15 protein-coding genes and 1 pseudogene are annotated in these 17,394 nt (G+C 67.6%); 9 read left to right on the top strand and 7 right to left on the bottom strand.

All coding sequences use genetic code 11. From position 1 onward, the window contains the following. Position 1: 1 nt before the first annotated feature. Positions 2-229, top strand: a pseudogene (locus ACFFJ7_RS04845) (type II toxin-antitoxin system RelE/ParE family toxin); the annotation flags it as partial. Positions 230-245: 16 nt separating this feature from the next. Here the strand turns inward: ACFFJ7_RS04845 and ACFFJ7_RS04840 are convergent. Continuing rightward, positions 246-752: a DUF2244 domain-containing protein gene (locus ACFFJ7_RS04840; protein WP_166947717.1), complete on the bottom strand. Its 507-nt coding sequence runs from the start codon at positions 750-752 to the stop codon at positions 246-248. 96 nt (positions 753-848) lie between these two features. Between ACFFJ7_RS04840 and nth the strand changes: the two genes are divergently transcribed. Continuing rightward, positions 849-1,520, top strand: a complete 672-nt coding sequence (nth, locus tag ACFFJ7_RS04835; RefSeq protein WP_343042473.1) for an endonuclease III — start codon at positions 849-851, stop codon at positions 1,518-1,520. Between the two features lie 56 nt (positions 1,521-1,576). On the opposite strand, the gene gshB is transcribed toward nth, so the two are convergent. From gshB to rsmI, 3 genes are all read right to left on the bottom strand, one after another. Next, positions 1,577-2,539: a glutathione synthase gene (gshB, locus tag ACFFJ7_RS04830; protein WP_377590918.1), complete on the bottom strand. Its 963-nt coding sequence runs from the start codon at positions 2,537-2,539 to the stop codon at positions 1,577-1,579. A 74-nt stretch (positions 2,540-2,613) separates the two neighbouring features. Continuing rightward, positions 2,614-2,997: a YraN family protein gene (locus ACFFJ7_RS04825; RefSeq protein WP_166947711.1), complete on the bottom strand. Its 384-nt coding sequence runs from the start codon at positions 2,995-2,997 to the stop codon at positions 2,614-2,616. Beyond that, complete coding sequence (gene rsmI / locus ACFFJ7_RS04820; RefSeq protein WP_377590917.1) at positions 2,994-3,980, bottom strand: 16S rRNA (cytidine(1402)-2'-O)-methyltransferase; 987 nt, start codon at positions 3,978-3,980, stop codon at positions 2,994-2,996. Before rsmI ends, ACFFJ7_RS04825 begins: the two co-directional genes overlap by 4 nt. A gap of 361 nt (positions 3,981-4,341) precedes the next feature. On the opposite strand from rsmI, the gene ACFFJ7_RS04815 reads away from it, so the two are divergent. After that, a complete protein-coding gene (locus ACFFJ7_RS04815; RefSeq protein WP_246224953.1) occupies positions 4,342-5,625 on the top strand; it encodes a penicillin-binding protein activator in 1,284 nt (427 codons plus the stop codon). A gap of 69 nt (positions 5,626-5,694) precedes the next feature. On the opposite strand, the gene purN is transcribed toward ACFFJ7_RS04815, so the two are convergent. Both purN and purM read right to left on the bottom strand, forming a co-directional pair. Then, positions 5,695-6,378, bottom strand: a complete 684-nt coding sequence (gene purN, locus ACFFJ7_RS04810) for a phosphoribosylglycinamide formyltransferase (RefSeq protein WP_377592081.1) — start codon at positions 6,376-6,378, stop codon at positions 5,695-5,697. A gap of 5 nt (positions 6,379-6,383) precedes the next feature. Beyond that, the gene (gene purM / locus ACFFJ7_RS04805) at positions 6,384-7,469 is read right to left on the bottom strand and encodes a phosphoribosylformylglycinamidine cyclo-ligase (protein WP_377590916.1); all 1,086 of its coding nucleotides are present in this window, start codon (positions 7,467-7,469) and stop codon (positions 6,384-6,386) included. 298 nt (positions 7,470-7,767) lie between these two features. On the opposite strand from purM, the gene ACFFJ7_RS04800 reads away from it, so the two are divergent. From ACFFJ7_RS04800 to ppx, 5 genes are all read left to right on the top strand, one after another. Then, positions 7,768-8,313 (top strand): CDP-alcohol phosphatidyltransferase family protein, encoded by a 546-nt coding sequence (locus tag ACFFJ7_RS04800; protein WP_166947705.1) that lies wholly within the window; start codon positions 7,768-7,770, stop codon positions 8,311-8,313. Positions 8,314-8,404: 91 nt separating this feature from the next. Continuing rightward, the gene (locus tag ACFFJ7_RS04795) at positions 8,405-9,514 is read left to right on the top strand and encodes an AI-2E family transporter (RefSeq protein ID WP_246224952.1); all 1,110 of its coding nucleotides are present in this window, start codon (positions 8,405-8,407) and stop codon (positions 9,512-9,514) included. Next, positions 9,507-10,217: a P-loop NTPase family protein gene (locus tag ACFFJ7_RS04790; RefSeq protein WP_377590915.1), complete on the top strand. Its 711-nt coding sequence runs from the start codon at positions 9,507-9,509 to the stop codon at positions 10,215-10,217. The genes ACFFJ7_RS04795 and ACFFJ7_RS04790 overlap by 8 nt, the downstream gene beginning before the upstream one ends. A gap of 152 nt (positions 10,218-10,369) precedes the next feature. Then, positions 10,370-12,595, top strand: coding sequence for an RNA degradosome polyphosphate kinase (locus ACFFJ7_RS04785; RefSeq protein ID WP_208394019.1), 2,226 nt, complete (start codon positions 10,370-10,372; stop codon positions 12,593-12,595). 58 nt (positions 12,596-12,653) lie between these two features. Continuing rightward, positions 12,654-14,192 (top strand): exopolyphosphatase, encoded by a 1,539-nt coding sequence (gene ppx / locus ACFFJ7_RS04780; protein WP_377592078.1) that lies wholly within the window; start codon positions 12,654-12,656, stop codon positions 14,190-14,192. A 51-nt stretch (positions 14,193-14,243) separates the two neighbouring features. Here ppx and rnd read toward each other — a convergent pair whose 3' ends face one another. Then, positions 14,244-15,389, bottom strand: coding sequence for a ribonuclease D (rnd, locus tag ACFFJ7_RS04775; RefSeq protein ID WP_377590914.1), 1,146 nt, complete (start codon positions 15,387-15,389; stop codon positions 14,244-14,246). 189 nt (positions 15,390-15,578) lie between these two features. On the opposite strand from rnd, the gene aspS reads away from it, so the two are divergent. Then, entirely contained in the window at positions 15,579-17,393 is a 1,815-nt protein-coding gene (gene aspS / locus ACFFJ7_RS04770; RefSeq protein ID WP_377590913.1) for an aspartate--tRNA ligase, read from the top strand. Position 17,394: the final 1 nt, after the last annotated feature.

Here is a 17,394-nt window from a genome sequence, read left to right as displayed (position 1 = left end):
CATCGTCAACACGACGGCGCCCGTCGATTGCATTTCCGACGACAATCCCGACGCCGCCCAGCGGTTGCAGGGAGAGATTCAGGTAAAGGCCGGCCTTACTCCGGATTATCGCAGGCTTTATCGTGCGCGGCGGGTGGCGGGCACACGTGAGATGATTGTCAGATCCAACTACAGCTCTATCTACGCAGAAACACTGCAGGCGATCTCGATCTGGCGCATCCTGCATGCGGCGCGCGATTGGCAGCCTATCGCTTCGCCTCCAGCAGCGCTTCATGCAACGCCTCGCCGAGGCTGGCGCGTTCGTCGGGCGAGAGGGCGTCGCCCACCGTCACCCGCTGGCCGCGCGAGACGAGCGCGAGTCTCTCAACGCCCGACTCGACATGCGCCGTCTGCTCCAGGCGTGTCCAGAGAGGATTGAAGCGCCATTCCCGCCATATGCCCCGATGGCTGACCTTGCGCAGCAGCAGTTCGATGCGCGACAGCCAGACCTCCTCGAAGGATGCGGCCCGGCGGAAGTTGACGCGGAAGGCGATGTAGAGCGCGAGCAGATCGAGCCCGAAGAAGCCCGCCACCGGCCACGCGCCCATCAGCACGAAAGGCAGGCTGGAAATCACGCTCGCCAGACAGATGAGCGTCATGGTAATGCGGAACGCCTGCCGCCCCATGGAGCGGTGCGGCGTGATGCGTGCGGCGAACAGCGTCGCATCGGGCGCATGCGCGTTCACGGAGGCGGGAACGTCGGCTGGGGTCATTCGGCCGGGGCCTTGGGGGCGTCACATTTTCTACGAGTAACTTTTTCTGCAAGTAACTTTATACCCGAAAATCATCCGGAGCGAATCATAAAAGCCGTGACCAGCAGCGCCGTACCGTCATCCGCCGCCAGCCCCGTCGATCCCGCCACTGTGGAGGAGATTTTCCGCCGCTTCGAGGCGGCCAACCCGGAGCCGAAGGGCGAACTCGAATACACGAATCCCTTCACGCTGCTGGTGGCGGTGGCGCTTTCAGCGCAGGCAACGGACGTGGGCGTCAACAAGGCGACGCGCGCGCTGTTCGCGGTTGCGGACACACCCGAGAAGATGGCGGCGCTCGGCGAGGAAAGGCTGCGCGACTATATCAAAACGATCGGCCTGTACCGCAACAAGGCGAAGAATGTCATCGCGCTCTCGCGGATGCTGGTCGAGCAGTACCATTCCACCGTGCCGCGCACGCGCGAGGAGCTGGAAAAACTGCCGGGCGTGGGCCGCAAGACGGCAAACGTCGTGCTCAACATCGCCTTTGGCCAGCCGACGATAGCCGTGGACACGCACCTGTTCCGCGTCTCGAACCGCATTCCGCTCGCTATCGGCGCGACGCCGCTTGCGGTTGAACTCGGGCTGGAGCGGATCGTGCCCGCCCGCTACGCCCGCCACGCGCATCATTGGCTCATCCTGCACGGCCGCTATGTCTGCAAGGCGCGCAAGCCGGAATGCCCGCGCTGCCTTATCAACGACTTATGTCGCTATGAGCCGAAAACCGCTTGACTCTTCGCCGGGAACAGCGGTCCCGGAAACGGGAATCACGGTCACGGAACCCGGATTCAACTGGCGGCCGTTTCCTTCTGGCGGCGCTCGATGGCGTCCCAGATGATGGCGGCGACGTCGGGCCCGCCGTTGCGCTTGATGGCGCGGATGCCGGTGGGGGAGGTGACGTTGATCTCGGTGAGATAGCCGTCGATCACGTCGATGCCGACGAACAGCAGGCCGCGTTCGCGCAGATGCGGGCCGATGGTCTCGCAGATCTGGCGCTCGCGCTCCGTCAGCTCAGTGGCGAGGGCCGCGCCGCCCCTTACCATGTTGGAGCGTATATCGTTTTCGGCCGGCACGCGGTTGACGGCGCCCGCATACTCGCCATCGGCAAGAATGATGCGCTTGTCGCCAAGCTTCACCTGCGGCAGAAACTTCTGCACCACCCAGGGCTCGCGGAAGGTGACGGAGAACAGGTCGAAGAGCGAGCCGAAATTGCCGTCCTGCTCGTTCACCTGGAACACCGAGGCGCCGCCGTGGCCGTAGAGCGGCTTCATGACGACAGGCCCGTGTTCGGCGCGGAAGGCGTTGATTTCATCCTTGTCGCGAGTGATCAGGGTGGGGGGCATCAACTCGGGAAAAGCGGTCACGAAAACCTTCTCCGGCGCGTTGCGCACGGAGGCCGGATCGTTGACCACGAAGGTTTTCGGGTGGATGCGTTCGAGCAGGTGCGTTGACGTGATATAGGCGAGATCGAAGGGCGGATCCTGCCGCAGCAGCACGACGTCGGTCTCTTCCTCCAGATCGATGCGGCGCACCTCGCCGAGTGTCGCGTAGTCGGGCGTGGCGACGTCGCGCACGGCGAGCGGGCGCACCTTCGCCGTGACGCGGCTGTCGCGCAGCGTCAGGGAATCGGGCGTGTAGTACAGCAGTTCATGTCCGCGCTTCTGCGCCTCCAGCAGCAGGGCGAAGGTGGAATCGCCAGCCACGTTGATACGCTCGATCGGGTCCATCTGGACGGCCACGACAAGACTCATCGCCACGATACTCCGGTTGTCAGCAACGGTCCGTTTTTATGCGCCGGCGCGGCTGGTCCCGCAATCGCAAAACGTCAGTCCAGGCAAAGCGTCATGACGTCAGCCACATGGCGGGGCAGGCTGCGGCGGCCGATGAACACCGCGTCGCAGCGCAGCGTCAGCGGCATCGCCCAGCCGTTGCGCGTCAGCCAGTGGCGGGCGGCGCCGGCGATGCGCCGCTCCTTCCCGCCCGTGATCGCGACACGGGCGTCGTCGAGCGCCGCCCGTGCCTTCACCTCGACGAAGGCGACGGTGCCGCCGCGCCGGGCGATGATGTCGATCTCGCCGCCGGCCGCCCTGTAGCGGCGCGCCAGGATGCGATAGCCCTTCAGCATGAGCAGCAGGGCGGCGAGGCTTTCGGCCCGCTGGCCGGCGTCATGCGTCGCGGCCCGCCGCAGGCCCGGCGGTGGCTTGTTCATGGCGCGCCTTCACCGCCCTCGTCGCGGGCGGCGGCGAGCTGCAGCGCGCGGGCGTAGACCTCTCGTTTCGGCTGCCCGGTCGCGGCCGAGACGATGGCTGCGGCGTCCTTGACGCTGTGCCGGGCGAGCGCGGTTTCGATGCGCGCGTCGAGGTCGGCCTGCGACAGTGCCTTCGCGCCCTCGGGCGGCGGGCCGATCAGCACCACGATCTCGCCCTTCGGTGTCTCGTCCGCGTAGCTGCGGGCGAGGGCCGGCAATGTGTCGCGCCGCACTTCCTCGTAAAGCTTCGTCAGTTCGCGGGCCACGGCGGCGGGCCGCTCGCCGAGGATGTCCGCCGCGTCGGCCAGCATTTCGCTCAGCCGGCGGGGCGATTCGAACAGCACCAGCGTCGCCGGAATGTCGCCTAGCGCGGCGAGTCGCGCGCGGCGGGGGCCGCTTTTCGTCGGCAGGAAGCCCTCGAAGAAGAAGCGGTCCGTCGGCAGGCCCGAGACGACGAGCGCCGTGAGCACCGCCGACGGGCCGGGGTTGGACGTGACCTTGACGCCGTGTGCGAGCGCATCCTCGACCAGCCGGTAGCCGGGATCGGAAACGAGCGGCGTGCCCGCATCCGACACCAGCGCCAGCGCCTCGCCGGCCTCCAGGCGGGCGAGCACCCTGGGCCGCATCTGCTCCGCGTTGTGCTCGTGATAGGCGATGAGCGGCGTGGTGATGCCGTAGTGGGCGAGCAGCACCTTGGTCACGCGCGTATCCTCGGCAAGGATGGCGTCGGCGGCGGCGAGCGTCCCGAGCGCGCGGAAGGTGATATCCTTGAGGTTGCCGATCGGGGTCGCGACGATGTGCAGGCCCGGCGCGATCGGCTCCGCCTCTGCCGCGAGGCCGAAGGCGGTGAAGCGGGAGGCGGCGGCCGGCGCCGCGCCGGGCGGAGGCGGGAGGGGCGTGGCGCTGCCGGGGTCGCGCACCGGCGCGCGCTTGTCTTCACTCATTTCATCCATATCCTCTTCACACCGACCATGCCTCCCTGCCGCGTCGGCTTTCCGGGTGTCGTCAACGTGATTCTGTTCCCGCGCCGGCAGCATGACACAGGGGCGGGCCGTCGATAAATGGGGATAACAGCCCGCGGCCCCCCGGACAACGCCCGGAAGGATGCGGCGACGTTTTGGAAGCGACGTAAAGAGGTGTTAACCTTTGATTGCGAAATAGCTTCAAGCCGGTAGTATCGGCAGCGGTCTGTCCGGTCGCTACGATCGGCCGCGCCGCCGGCGTGTTCGTCGCCAAGCGTCCGAACGTGCCGGGTTCCTGCAAACCCCGCTGTCTTGCAGACCTGCCGTCCTGTATGAGCCTGCCATGCCACGAGCCAGGGAGAGTGCCGTGTTCCGTGCCGTCAACCGCAACCTGCCATCCAGCGTCTCAAGACCGGGTGCTTCAGGGCCGCAGAGTTCCGCCCCCGCGTCGGGGATGCGCGCCGCAGGTTTCAGGGGCCTCGCGGCTGCCGTGCTCGCCAGCCTGTTCCTTGCCGGCTGTTCCGGCTCGGGCGGGTTCTTCGGTCTTGGCGGATCGGAAGGCGGCGGCGGCACCGAGGCTGCGCCGGCGAGCACCATCGGCACGGGTTCGGTGAAGGTGGCCCTCGTGTTGCCGCTCTCGGCGCAGGGTGGCGCCGGCGCCACGGCGCAGTCGCTTCGCAACGCGGCGGAACTGGCGATCAGCGAGTTCAACGAGCCCGACATCCAGCTTCTCGTGCGAGACGATCGGGGCACCGAGGCCGGCGCGCGCGATGCGACGCGGGCAGCGATCGATCAGGGCGCGGAACTCGTGCTCGGGCCGCTGTTCTCGGCCTCTACCCGCGCGGCGGGGGCGGTGGCGCGTCCGCACAATCGTCCGGTCATCTCGTTTTCCACCGACAGCTCCGTCGCCCAGCCCGGCGTCTACCTGCTGAGCTTCTTGCCGGAGACGGAGGTCGACCGCATCATCCGCTTCGCTTCCCAGCGCGGCCGCAAGTCCTTTGCCGCGCTCGTCCCCGACAACGCCTACGGCAAGGTGGTGCAGGCGGCGTTCCAGACGACCGTCGCATCCACGGGCGGGCGCGTCGTCGCCATCGAAACCTACGCCGCCGACCGCTCCAACCTGCAGCAGGCCGTGCAGCGCATCGCGGCGCACGCCGGCCAGATCGATGCGCTGTTCCTGCCCGACAACGCCGATACTCTGCCGAGCGCGGCGCAGTACCTGCGCACGGCGGGCGTCGATACGGGGCGGGTGAAGCTGCTCGGCACCTCGCTGTGGAACGATCCGCGCGCACTGGCGGCGCCCGGCCTGCAGGGCGGCTGGTTCGCCGCGCCCGATTCGGCCGGTTTCAACGCCTTCTCCCAGCGCTATCGCGCGAAGTTCGGCGCGGAGCCGGCGCGCATCGCGAGCCTGGCGTACGACGCGGTCTCGCTGGCGGCGGCGCTGGTGCGCACGCAGGGATCGCAGCGCTTCTCCACCACCGTGCTGACGAACCGCGCGGGCTTTGCCGGCGCGGACGGCGTGTTCCGCTTCAACGCGAACGGCACCAACGACCGCGCGCTTGCGGTGCTGGAAGTGCGCCAGAACGCGGCCGTCACCGTCAGCGCCGCACCGCGCGAGCTGCGCTGACGAACCGCATGCGGGGAGGGCGATGTCCTTCCCCGCTTCCCGGCGGCCGGGCCGGCGGGCATTTTTCGATCAGGCGGGAACGCTGAGCGAGAGTGTGGGAGGAGTTCTGTCGGCGGTGGGGTCCGTCTCCACCCGACCCGACGGGGCGCCGGGCACGAAGCGCACCGCGCCGCCTGCGACGAGGGCGAGGGCGTGCGGATAGAGCAGGTGCTCCTGCGCCAGCACGCGCGCCGACAGGATGTCCGGCGTATCGCCGGGCAGGACGGGCACGGCGGTCTGCGCAATGATCGGGCCGGCGTCGACTTCGGGCTCGACGAAATGCACCGTGCAGCCGTGCAGCCTGACGCCCGCCGCCAGAGCGCGCTCGTGGGTCTGCGTGCCCGGGAAGGAAGGCAGCAGCGAGGGGTGGATGTTGATGAGCCGCCCGAGCCACCGCTGCACGAACCACGGCGTGAGAATGCGCATGAAGCCGGCGAGGCAGATGAGTTCGATGCCGTGTGCATTGAGCCGCGCGTCGAGCGCGCGCTCGAATGCCTCACGGTCGCGGCCGAAAGGCTTGTGATCGATGCTTTCCGTGGCGATTCCGGCATCGCGGGCAGTGGCGAGGCCCGCCGCCTCCGGCCGGTTGGCGGCGACGAGGACGATCTCGGCGGGAAAGTCGGTGGCAGCGGCCGCCGCCAGCAACGCGGCCATGTTGGAACCGCGCCCGGAAATCAGCACCGCCGTGCGCCGCCGTTTTCCGCCCGCCGTCATTCCGGTCACAGCCGCAACTCGCCGGTGGTGACGACGCGCGGACCGTCGCCCGCCGCGATGACGTCGCCGATCAGCACCGGTGTTTCGCCTTCCGCGATCAGCGCGTCCGTCACGGTCTCGACCTGTCCGGCCTCCACGACGACGACCATGCCTATGCCGCAGTTGAAGGTGCGCAGCATCTCCCCTGCGTCCACGCCGCCGACGCGCGCGAGCCAGCCGAACACCGGCAGCGGCAGGATGGCAGCGAGGTCGAGACGCGCCGCGGTGCCCTCGGGGAGCACGCGCGGAATATTGTCGATGAAGCCTCCGCCGGTGATGTGGGCGAGGCCCTTGATGGCGTCCGTGCGCCGAAGGGCGCCGAGCAGCTGGCGCACGTAGATGCGCGTCGGCTCCAGCAGCGCGATCCCGAGACGCTTTTCGGGGGCGAAGGGGGCGGTAGCGTTCCAGTCCAGCCCTGCGGCGGCAACGATCTTGCGCACGAGCGAGAAGCCGTTGGAATGAACGCCGGACGACGGCAGGCCGAGAAGGGCGTCGCCTGGCCGGATGTCCGCGCGCGGCAGCAGCCGGCCGCGCTCCGCCGCGCCCACGGCAAAGCCGGCGAGGTCGTAGTCGCCGTTGCCATAGAGGCCGGGCATTTCCGCCGTCTCGCCGCCGAGCAGCGCGCAGCCCGCCTGCCGGCAGCCGTCGACGATGCCCTGCACGACGAGCGCGCCCTCGCGCGGGTCGAGCTTGCCGGTGGCATAATAGTCGAGGAAGAACAGCGGTTCGGCGCCCTGCACCACGAGATCGTTGACGCACATCGCGACGAGGTCGATGCCGATCGTCTCGTGATGGCCCGTCTCGATGGCGATCTTGACTTTGGTGCCCACGCCGTCGTTCGCTGCGACCAGAATCGGATCGACGTAGCCGGCGGCCTTGAGGTCGAACAGGCCGCCGAAGCCGCCGATCGTGCCATCCGCGCCGGGGCGGCGGGTCGCGCGCACGAGCGGCTTGATCGCTTCCACCATGGCGTTGCCGGCGTCGATGTCGACCCCGGCCTCGGCATAGGTCAGCCCGTTCCTGATCGATCCGTCATGTCCGTTTTGCGACATCGCTTGCGGTTCCTGTGAACAATTCCATCTGGCACCTACGACGGCGGACGCCCGAAGGCAAGTGCGAAGGCGGACGCGCGGCCGCGGAATACCGATTTTTCGGTGAACCGCGCCCGCCGCGCCAGTCATTATATAGACAGGCCGCCACGGATGGCGAGGAAGCCTTTTCGCCGCCGCCGCGCCGTGGCTTGTCGGGCGGGCGGGATTTGGTATAGCTGGAAAAAATGCGCAGAACGGCGAGCCTCCCGCGGCCTGCGGACCCCACGCCGACCGGGCGCCGGAGGATGAACGCGGTTCCATGACGATCCCCAACCTGATCACGATCCTGCGGCTGTTGCTGGTGCCAGTCATCGTGGCGTCGATCGGCGCGCAGGCGTGGCTTGCCGCCTTCGTAATGTTCGTCGTGGCGGGCCTCTCCGACGGGGTGGACGGCTATATCGCACGCCGCTTCGACATGCGCAGCGAACTGGGCGCCTATCTCGACGCCTTCGCCGACAAGGCGCTGCTGGTGTCGATTTACGTGGCGCTCTCCGTCGTCGGCGTGCTGCCGGGCTGGCTGGCGATCCTCGTCGTCTCGCGCGATGTGCTGATCCTGATGGCCATTGCCATCTCATGGCTGATGACGCGGCCCGTGGCGATCCGCCCGCTCCTCGTCAGCAAGCTGAACACGGCGGCGCAGATCGGCTTCGCCGCGTTGACGCTGGGGAGCCTCGGCCTCGCCGGCGCCGGGCCGGCGGTCGCCGCGCCGTGGCTGTTCAACGCGGGCATGGCTTCGGTCGTCGGCTTGACGCTGCTTTCCGCGGGCGCCTATCTCACGCTGTGGCTTCGTCATATGGCCGAATGAATAATCGGTGTTAGATGGAGCGCATGCGCGGTATCCTGCGCGGAAAGGCGGTTGCGCCCAAACCGGGGGCTGGCAGAAAATGGACTGGCGGATGAGTGATTTCTCTCCTGTCGAGCGTCAGATGCGCTTCTGGATCGTGGCGCTGGCGGCGTTGCTTGTCGGGGTTTACCTGCTGCGGGGCATCCTGCTGCCGTTCGTCGCGGGGCTGGCGCTCGCCTACATTCTCGACCCGGTGGCGACGCGGCTTGAGCGGATCGGCATGGGGCGCCTCACGGCATCGCTGCTGATTCTGCTGTTGTTCGTGCTGGCCTTCATTCTCACGCTGGTGCTGCTGCTGCCGGTGGTGGTCAACCAGCTCGGGGTGCTGCTCGAAAACCTGCCGGCGAACGCCAGGAACCTGCAACAGTGGGCGACGGAATACGGCGGCCCGCTGATCGAACATCTCGGCGGGCCGGAGGCGTTGGCCACCGTGGAGCGTTCGCTCACGGATATCGTGGGGCAGGCGGCGCGGTGGCTCGGCACGTTCGCGACCTCCCTCTGGTCGGGCGGGCAGGCGGTGATCAGTGTGCTCGCCCTGCTGGTGGTGACGCCCGTCGTCGCCTTCTACCTGCTGGTGGACTGGGGGCGGATGGTCGAAACGATCGATAGCTGGCTGCCGCGCCGCCACGCCGACACCATCAGGACGCTGGCGCAGGACATGAACGGCGCCATCGCCGGCTTCATCCGGGGACAGGCGCTGGTGTGCTTCATCCTCGGCTCGTTCTACGCCATCGCGCTGACGTCGGTCGGCCTGAACTTCGGCCTGCTGATCGGCCTCGTCAGCGGCGCGCTCACCTTCATTCCGTACGTGGGCTCGTTCACCGGTTTCGTGCTGTCGGTGGGCGTGGCGCTGGTGCAGTTCTGGCCGGACTGGACGATGATCGCCGTCACCGTCGGCATCTTCCTGTTCGGGCAGTTCGTGGAAGGCAACATCCTGTCGCCCAAGCTCGTGGGGGATGCGGTGGGGCTGCATCCGGTCTGGCTGATGTTCGCGCTGGTGGCCTTCGGCTCGCTGTTCGGTTTCGTCGGCCTGCTGCTCGCGGTACCCATCGCGGCCGCCATCGGCGTGCTGACGCGCTTCGCACTGCAGCTTTATCTGGCGAGCCCGCTCTATACCGGGGCGGACCGTGAGCCGAGGGCCCGGATTCACGTCGATGTCTGAAGAGCGGCCGCAAGCGCCGAGGCAACTGCCGCTCGACCTGCCCGTGGAGCCGCGTCTGGAGGCAGCGGATTTTCTCGTCAGCCCCGCCAACGCGCAGGCGTTCACCATGATCGAGAGCTGGCCGGCGTGGCCGGACAGGCTGCTGCGGCTCGTCGGCCCGGCGGGATCGGGCAAGACGCATCTCGCGGCGATCTGGGCGCGGCGCGCGGGCGCGCGCATCGTGTCGGCTGCCGGGGTCACCGCGCAGGGCGTGGAGGAGCTGGCCCTGTGCGAGGCGCTCGTCATCGAGGATGCGGACCGGCCGCCGCGCGACGAACATGCGCTGTTCCACCTGCTCAATGCGGTGCGCCGCAACGGCGCGTCGATGCTGATCACGGCGCGCGCGCAGCCCGGAATGTGGGGACTCGCCACGCCCGATCTCCTGTCGCGCCTGCGGCTGTCGCCCGCCGTCGCCATCGATCCGCCGGACGACACCCTGTTGCGGGCCGTCCTGGTGAAGCTCTTCATCGACCGGCAACTCGTCGTCGATGCCGGCGTCGTCGAGGCGCTGGGGCGGCGGATGGAGCGCTCGCTCGCGGCGGCGCGGGAACTCGTCGAGGTGCTGGACCGCGAGGCGCTGAGCGACCGCCGGCGCATCACCCGCCCTTTCGCGCTCGCCGTACTGGACCGGCTGGCCGTGCGATCGGGCGCGGACGACGCATAGAGTCCGTCGCGCTTCATATCGGGGTTTCATGATATTGGGGTTTCATGGTTTTTCGTCGTGGAATTGTCGCAGAAGATTGCGACAACGCGGCTTGAATAGGATAACGGCGGGCGATGATCGCACGCGGCCCGGGTCGAATGTGGAGGTTCACCATGACGGATGTCGAAACGGTTCTGAACGTGGTAGACGAGGATGCCGGTGTTCCCGCGGAGGTGAGCGCCCCGGCGGAGGATTTCCCTGCGGGCGACGCCCTGCTTCATTCCCCCGAGCGGCTGGTCAACCGGGAGCTGTCGTGGCTGCAGTTCAACCGGCGGGTGCTGGAGGAGGCCTCCAACCGCAACCACCCGCTGCTGGAACAGCTTCGCTTCCTGTCGATTTCCGCCAGCAACCTCGACGAGTTCTTCATGGTCCGCGTGGCGGGCGTGCGCGGCCAGCTCCGCTCGGGCGTGTCCGTCGTCTCGCAGGACGGCCTGACGCCTGCCGAACAGCTCGCCCGCATCGGCGCCGGGGTGACGAAGCTCGCCAGCGACCAGCAGAAGCGTTGGCTTGAGCTGCGCGAGGAGCTGGTCGAGAACGGCATCGTGCTCATCAACCCGGACGAGCTGACCCGCGCCGAGCTGAACTGGCTCGACGACTACTTCCTGCACTACGTCTTCCCGGTGGTGACGCCGCTCGCCATCGACCCGGCGCATCCCTTCCCGTTCATTCCCAACCTCGGCTTCTCGCTGGCGCTCGCCCTGCACCGCCAGAGCGACAACAAGTCGCTCAACGCCCTGATCCGCATTCCCAACAAGGTGCAGCGCTTCATCAAGCTGCCTGACTTCGCCGAGACGGGCGCCTCGCGCTTCATCGTGCTGGAGCAGGTGCTGGTGCTGTTCATCAACCGCCTGTTCCCGGGCTATTCGGTGCAGGGCCAGGGCAGCTTCCGCATCGTCCGCGACTCGGACCTTGAGATCGAGGAAGAGGCGGAGGATCTGGTGCGCGTGTTCGAGAGCGCGCTGAAGCAGCGCCGGCGCGGCGTCGTCATCCGGCTGGAGCTTGAGGGCGCGATGCCCGAGAACCTGCGCGACTTCGTCGCCAAGGAGCTGAATGTCCTGCCGGACGAAATCTTCGTCTCCACAGGCATGCTGGCGCTCAACGAGCTGTCGCAGCTCGTCGGCCTCGACCGGCCCGACCTCAAGTTCACGCCCTACAATCCGCGCTATCCGGAGCGCATCCGCGAGCACGCGGGCGACTGCTTTGCCGCGATCCGCGAGAAGGATCTGATCGTCCACCACCCCTATGAATCCTTCGACGTGGTGGTGCAGTTCCTGCAGCAGGCGGCGCGCGACCCCGACGTCGTCGCCATCAAGCAGACGCTCTACCGCACCTCTTCCGACTCGCCCATCGTCAAGGCGCTGGCGGAGGCGGCCGAGGCCGGCAAGTCGGTGACGGCGCTGGTCGAGCTGAAGGCGCGCTTCGACGAGGAAGCGAACATCCGCTGGGCGCGCGATCTGGAGCGGGCCGGCGCGCAGGTGGTGTTCGGCTTCATCGAGCTGAAGACCCACGCCAAGCTGTCGTCGGTGGTGCGTCGCGAGGGCGGCCAGCTCGTCACCTACTGCCACGTCGGCACCGGCAACTACCACCCGATCACGGCGCGCATCTACACCGACCTGTCGTTCTTCACGGCCGATCCGGCGATCGCGCGCGACGTCAGCCGCATCTTCAACTTCATCACCGGTTATGCGGAACCGGCGGAGCTGGAGCGCATGGCCGTGTCGCCGCTCACCATCAAGCCGCGCCTCCTCCAGCACCTGCAGGAGGAGATCGAGCACGTGAAGGCCGGCCGCCCCGGCTCGGTGTGGATGAAGTGCAACTCGCTCGTCGACACGGACATCATCGACGGGCTTTACGAGGCGAGTCGGGCCGGCGTGCAGATCGATCTCGTCGTGCGCGGCATCTGCTGCCTGCGCCCCGGCATTCCCGGCCTGTCGGAAAATATCCGGGTCAAGTCGATCGTCGGCCGCTTCCTCGAACATAGCCGGATCTACGCCTTCGGCAACGGCCAGGAACTGCCTAACCCGCAGGCACATCTGTATATTTCCTCTGCGGACCTGATGCAGCGCAATCTGGACCGGCGCGTGGAAGCGATGTGCCCGATCTCGAACCCCACAGTTCATCAACAGGTTCTTGACCAGATTCTGCTTGCCAATCTGCTCGATAACGAGCAGAGCTGGACAATCCTGCCGGATGGGACGAGCACGCGCATCACGCCTGCCGAGGGTGAGGAGCCGTTCAACGCCCATGCTTACTTTATGACCAACCCGAGTTTGTCTGGCCGTGGAAAGTCTCTCAGAAATTCACGCCCCCGGAGCCTCGCCAAGGGGCCCGTCGGCTGATCGTGTGCCGCCCGACCAGGGTTTCCGGGCGCATGGCGCCGCCGATCAGGGGGCACGCATCGTAGAACAGCCGCAATATCTGGGGCGGGCCGGCAACGGCTCGCCCATTGCTATTATCGATATCGGATCGAACTCCATCCGCCTCGTGGTCTATGAGGAGTTGAGCCGCTCGCCCGCCCAGCTCTTCAATGAGAAGGTGCTCTGCGGGCTGGGGCGCTCCGTCGTCTCCACCGGACGGTTGCCGGAGGATGCGGTCGAGAGGGCGCTCAAGGCGCTCGCCCGCTTTCGCATTCTCTGCGACGCCATCAAGGTCGAGCGCGTGCATGTGCTCGCCACCGCCGCGGCGCGGGATGCCGCCAACGGTCCCGATTTCATCGCCGAGGCCGAGCGCATTCTCGGTTACAAGATCGAGCTGCTGTCCGGCCGGCGCGAGGCGCAACTGTCCGCCTATGGCATCCTCTCCGGTTTCCATCACGCGGACGGTGTCGTCGGCGACCTTGGCGGCGGCAGCCTCGAACTTATCGATGTCATCGGCAACACCGTGGCGCAGGGCATCACCACCAAGCTCGGCGGCCTCGCGCTGCAGGACGTGACCGGCGGCTCGCTGAAGCGGGCGGTCCGGGTGATCCGCGATGCGCTCGCGGACGCAGCCCCGCTCGATGCCCTGCGCGGCCGCAATTTCTATGCCGTGGGCGGCACCTGGCGCGCGCTCGCCGCGCTGCACATGGCGCAGAAGGCTTATCCGCTGCACGTGATGCACGGCTATTCCATTCCGGCCCGCGACGCGGTCGAGTTCACCAAGCTCGTCGAGCGCGCCGACACGGATATGCTGGAGTCGATCGAGTCCGTTTCCGAAGCCCGCCGCCCCCTGTTGGGCTATGGCGCGCTGCTGCTCGACGAGATCATCCGCAGGGGCCGGCCCGAGGCCGTCGTGATGTCGGCGCAGGGCGTGCGCGAGGGGCTTCTTTACGAGCTGCTCAACGAGGAGGAGCGTCGCACCGATCCGCTGCTGGCCGGCGCGGGCGAGCTTAACCGGCTGATGTCCCGCTCGCCCGGCCACGCGGCCGATCTCATTGCCTGGACGGCGCGCCTGTCCGCGTCGCTGCACCTCGACGAGACGGAAGACGAGCGCCGCCAGCGCGAAGCCGTGTGCCTGCTGTCCGATCTGGCCTGGCGCACGCATCCCGATTACCGCGGCGAGCAGAGCCTCAGCCTGATTGCGCATGCGGGCCTGACGGGCGTCGACCACCCCGGCCGCGCCTTCATCGCGCTGTCGGTGTTCTTCCGCCATGAGGGCCTGTCGCTGGACGGCGCGAGTTCCCGCATGCGCGAACTCGTTTCGCCGCGGATGCTGAACCGCGCCCGCATTCTCGGCGGCATGCTGCGGGTGGCCTATCTCGTTTCGGCGGCGATGCCGGGCGTGCTGCCGCGCACGCCGCTCGTCGGCAGCGGGGCGCGGCTGGCGCTGTCGCTGCCGGGCGATCTCGAACCGGTGGCGAACGAACGGCTGGTCAACCGCCTGCGTCAGCTCGCGCGCATCGTCGGGCGCGATCCCGCCGTGGTCACCGTGCCGAACCCCGGCGGCGGGGCGGCATAAGGAAGGTGCCGGGCGCTCTGCCGACCGCCCGGCCCTCGAAAAAGTCCGGCATCACCGCTCTATCAGGATCACCCTGTTGCCCTCCACGGCGATGGCGAGCCTGCCGTGCTTGAGCTTCAGCGCCTGTTCGCCGAACAACCCGTGCCGCCAGCCCTGCAGCGCGGGCACGTCGGCATCGTCATCGGCGACGATGGCTTCGAGATCGTCGACGGTAGCGAGGATCTTGGGTGCCACGCGCGCCGTCTCGGCGACGCTCTTCAGCAGCACTTTCAGCAGCTCCAGCACCGCGCCGCCGCCATTGCGCCCCCGCGGCCGTTCGAGCTGCGGCAACGTGGCTGGATCGCGCGCCAGGCCGCGCTCCACCGCAGCGAGGATCTCTGTGCCGGCGCGTGAACGCTCGAAACCGTTGGGGATCGAGCGCAGGCGGCCCAGCGCCTCCGCGGAGCGCGGGGCATGGACGGCGATGTCGGCAAGGCCGTCGTCCTTCATCACCCGTGAGCGCGGTACGTCGCGCGTGCGCGCCTCGTTTTCCCGCCACCCGGCGACTTCGATCAGCACGGCGACCTCGCGCGACTTCCGGACGCGCCCGCGCAGCCTCTGCCACGCATCCTCCGGCTTCAGCTCGTAGGTGTCCGGCGAGGTGAGGATTGCCATTTCCTCATCCAGCCAGCCGAGGCGCCCGCTGCGCGCGAGATCGTCGGACAGCGCGCCGTAAATGGTGCGCAGATGCGTGACGTCCGATTCCGCATAGAGCAACTGCTGGTTGTCGAGCGGCCGCTGCGACCAGTCCGTGAAGCGGGACGACTTGTCGATGCGCTGGTGCGCGAGATCGTTGGTGAGCTGTTCGTAGGACACCGAATCGCCATAGCCGCAGACCATGGCCGCGACCTGCGTGTCGAACAGCGGCGTGGGAATGACGTGGCCGCGCTGCCAGATGATCTCCACATCCTGTCGCGCCGAATGGAACACCTTGACCACGGCCTCGTTCGTCATCAGCGCGAAGAAGGGGGCAAGGTCGATATCGGGGGCGAGCGGATCGACAAGCACCGCCTCGTCGGGGCCCGCCATCTGGATGAGGCAGAGCCGCGCGAAAAAGGTCGTCTCCCGCAGGAATTCGGTATCCACGGTCACGAACGGATGCCGTGCGAGGCGCGCGCAGGCCGCCGCCAGCATGTCTGTTGTCGAAATCAGATCCATAATGGTCCCGCTATAGCGGAGCGGCCGGCGCTTGTCGCGGGGGTCGCGGCGATTTAGCGGCCAATCCGGCGTCTTTTTCGGCACGATGCTTGACAAGCGGTGCCCGTCGTGGACTTCTCCCGCCGGTCTGTCGCGTCGACCGGGCGCGTCGGTGTTCTTTTCCCGTCATCTACTGTGGCTTGTTCCGTCATGCATCGCTATCGTTCCCACACATGCGGCGCTCTGCGCGAATCCGATATCGGCGCCGAAGTGCGTCTGTCAGGCTGGTGCCACCGCATCCGCGACCATGGCGGCGTGCTGTTCATCGACCTGCGCGACCACTATGGCCTCACGCAGTGCGTCGCCGACTCCGATTCGCCGGCCTTCGAGGCCGTGTCGCAGGTGCGCTCGGAATGGGTGGTGAGGATCGACGGCAAGGTGCGCCACCGCCCCGAGGGCACCGAAAACGACGATCTTTCCACGGGCCAGGTCGAGATCTACATCACGGGCCTCGAAGTGCTCGGCCCGGCGGCGGAGCTGCCGCTGCAGGTGTTCGGCGATCAGGTCTATCCGGAAGAGACGCGCCTCAAGTACCGCTTTCTCGATCTGCGCCGCGACAAGCTGCACCGCAACATCATCCGCCGCGGGCAGGTGATCGATTCGCTGCGCCGCCGCATGCGCGAGCAGGGCTTCTTCGAGTTCCAGACGCCGATCCTCACCGCCTCCTCGCCCGAGGGCGCGCGTGACTTTCTGGTGCCGAGTCGCCTGCATCCGGGCAAGTTCTATGCGCTGCCGCAGGCGCCGCAGCAGTTCAAGCAGCTCCTCATGGTCGCGGGCTTCGACCGCTACTTCCAGGTCGCGCCCTGCTTCCGCGATGAAGACGCCCGCGCCGACCGCTCGCCGGGCGAGTTCTACCAGCTCGATATCGAGATGAGCTTCGTCACGCAGGAAGACGTGTTTCAGGCCGTGGAGCCGGTGCTGCGCGGCGTGTTCGATGAATTCGCCGACGGCAGGCAGGTCACGCAGACCTTCCCGCGCATTCCGTACGCCGAGGCGCTGCTGAAGTACGGCTCCGACAAGCCCGACCTGCGCAACCCGCTCGTCATCGCCGACGTCTCGCAGGAATTCCTCGCCGAGGGCGTCACCTTCAAGGCGTTCCGCGGCGTGATCGAGTCGGGCGGCGTCGTGCGCGCCATTCCCGCCCCTGGCGCGGCGAGCCAGCCGCGCTCGTTCTTCGACAAGCTGAACGACTGGGCGCGCGGCGAAGGCGCGCCGGGGCTCGGCTACATCGTGTTCGAGGACGAGGGTGGCGCGCTCGTCGGCAAGGGGCCCATCGCCAAGTTCATCCCGGCCGACGTGCAGGCCGCCATTGCGGCGAAAGCTGGCGTCGGCGCGGGGGACGCTGTCTTTTTCTCGGCCGGCGAGGTGCTGAAGGCGGCGAAGCTCGCCGGCGCGGCGCGCCTGCGGATCGGCGACGAACTCGACCTTTCCGCGAAGGACCGCTTCGACCTCTGCTGGATCACCGATTTTCCGATGTACGAGTGGAACGAGGAGGAGAAGCGCATCGACTTCTCGCACAACCCGTTCTCCATGCCGAACTTCGACCACGACGCCTTCCTCGCGCTCGATCCCGCCGACGAGAAGACGATCCTCGACATCACTGCCTTCCAGTATGACATCGTCTGCAACGGCATCGAGCTGTCGTCGGGCGCGATCCGGAACCATCGCCCGGATATCATGCGCAAGGCTTTCGCCATCGCCGGTTACGGCGAGGACGTGCTGGAGGCGAAGTTCGGCGGCATGCTGCGCGCCCTGAGCTACGGCGCCCCGCCGCACGGCGGCATTGCGCCCGGCATCGACCGCATCGTCATGTTGCTGTGCGATGAGCCCAACATCCGCGAGGTCGTGCTGTTCCCGATGAACCAGCGCGCCGAGGACATCCTGATGGGCGCGCCCTCCGAAGTGACGGCGAAGCAGCTTCGCGAACTGCATATCCGCCTGAACCTGCCGGAAAAGCCGGCCTGAG

It is taken from the genome of Pseudochelatococcus lubricantis (assembly GCF_042432495.1).
GTDB lineage: Bacteria > Pseudomonadota > Alphaproteobacteria > Rhizobiales > Beijerinckiaceae > Pseudochelatococcus > Pseudochelatococcus lubricantis.
This window is presented reverse-complemented; position numbering and strand designations above follow the sequence as displayed.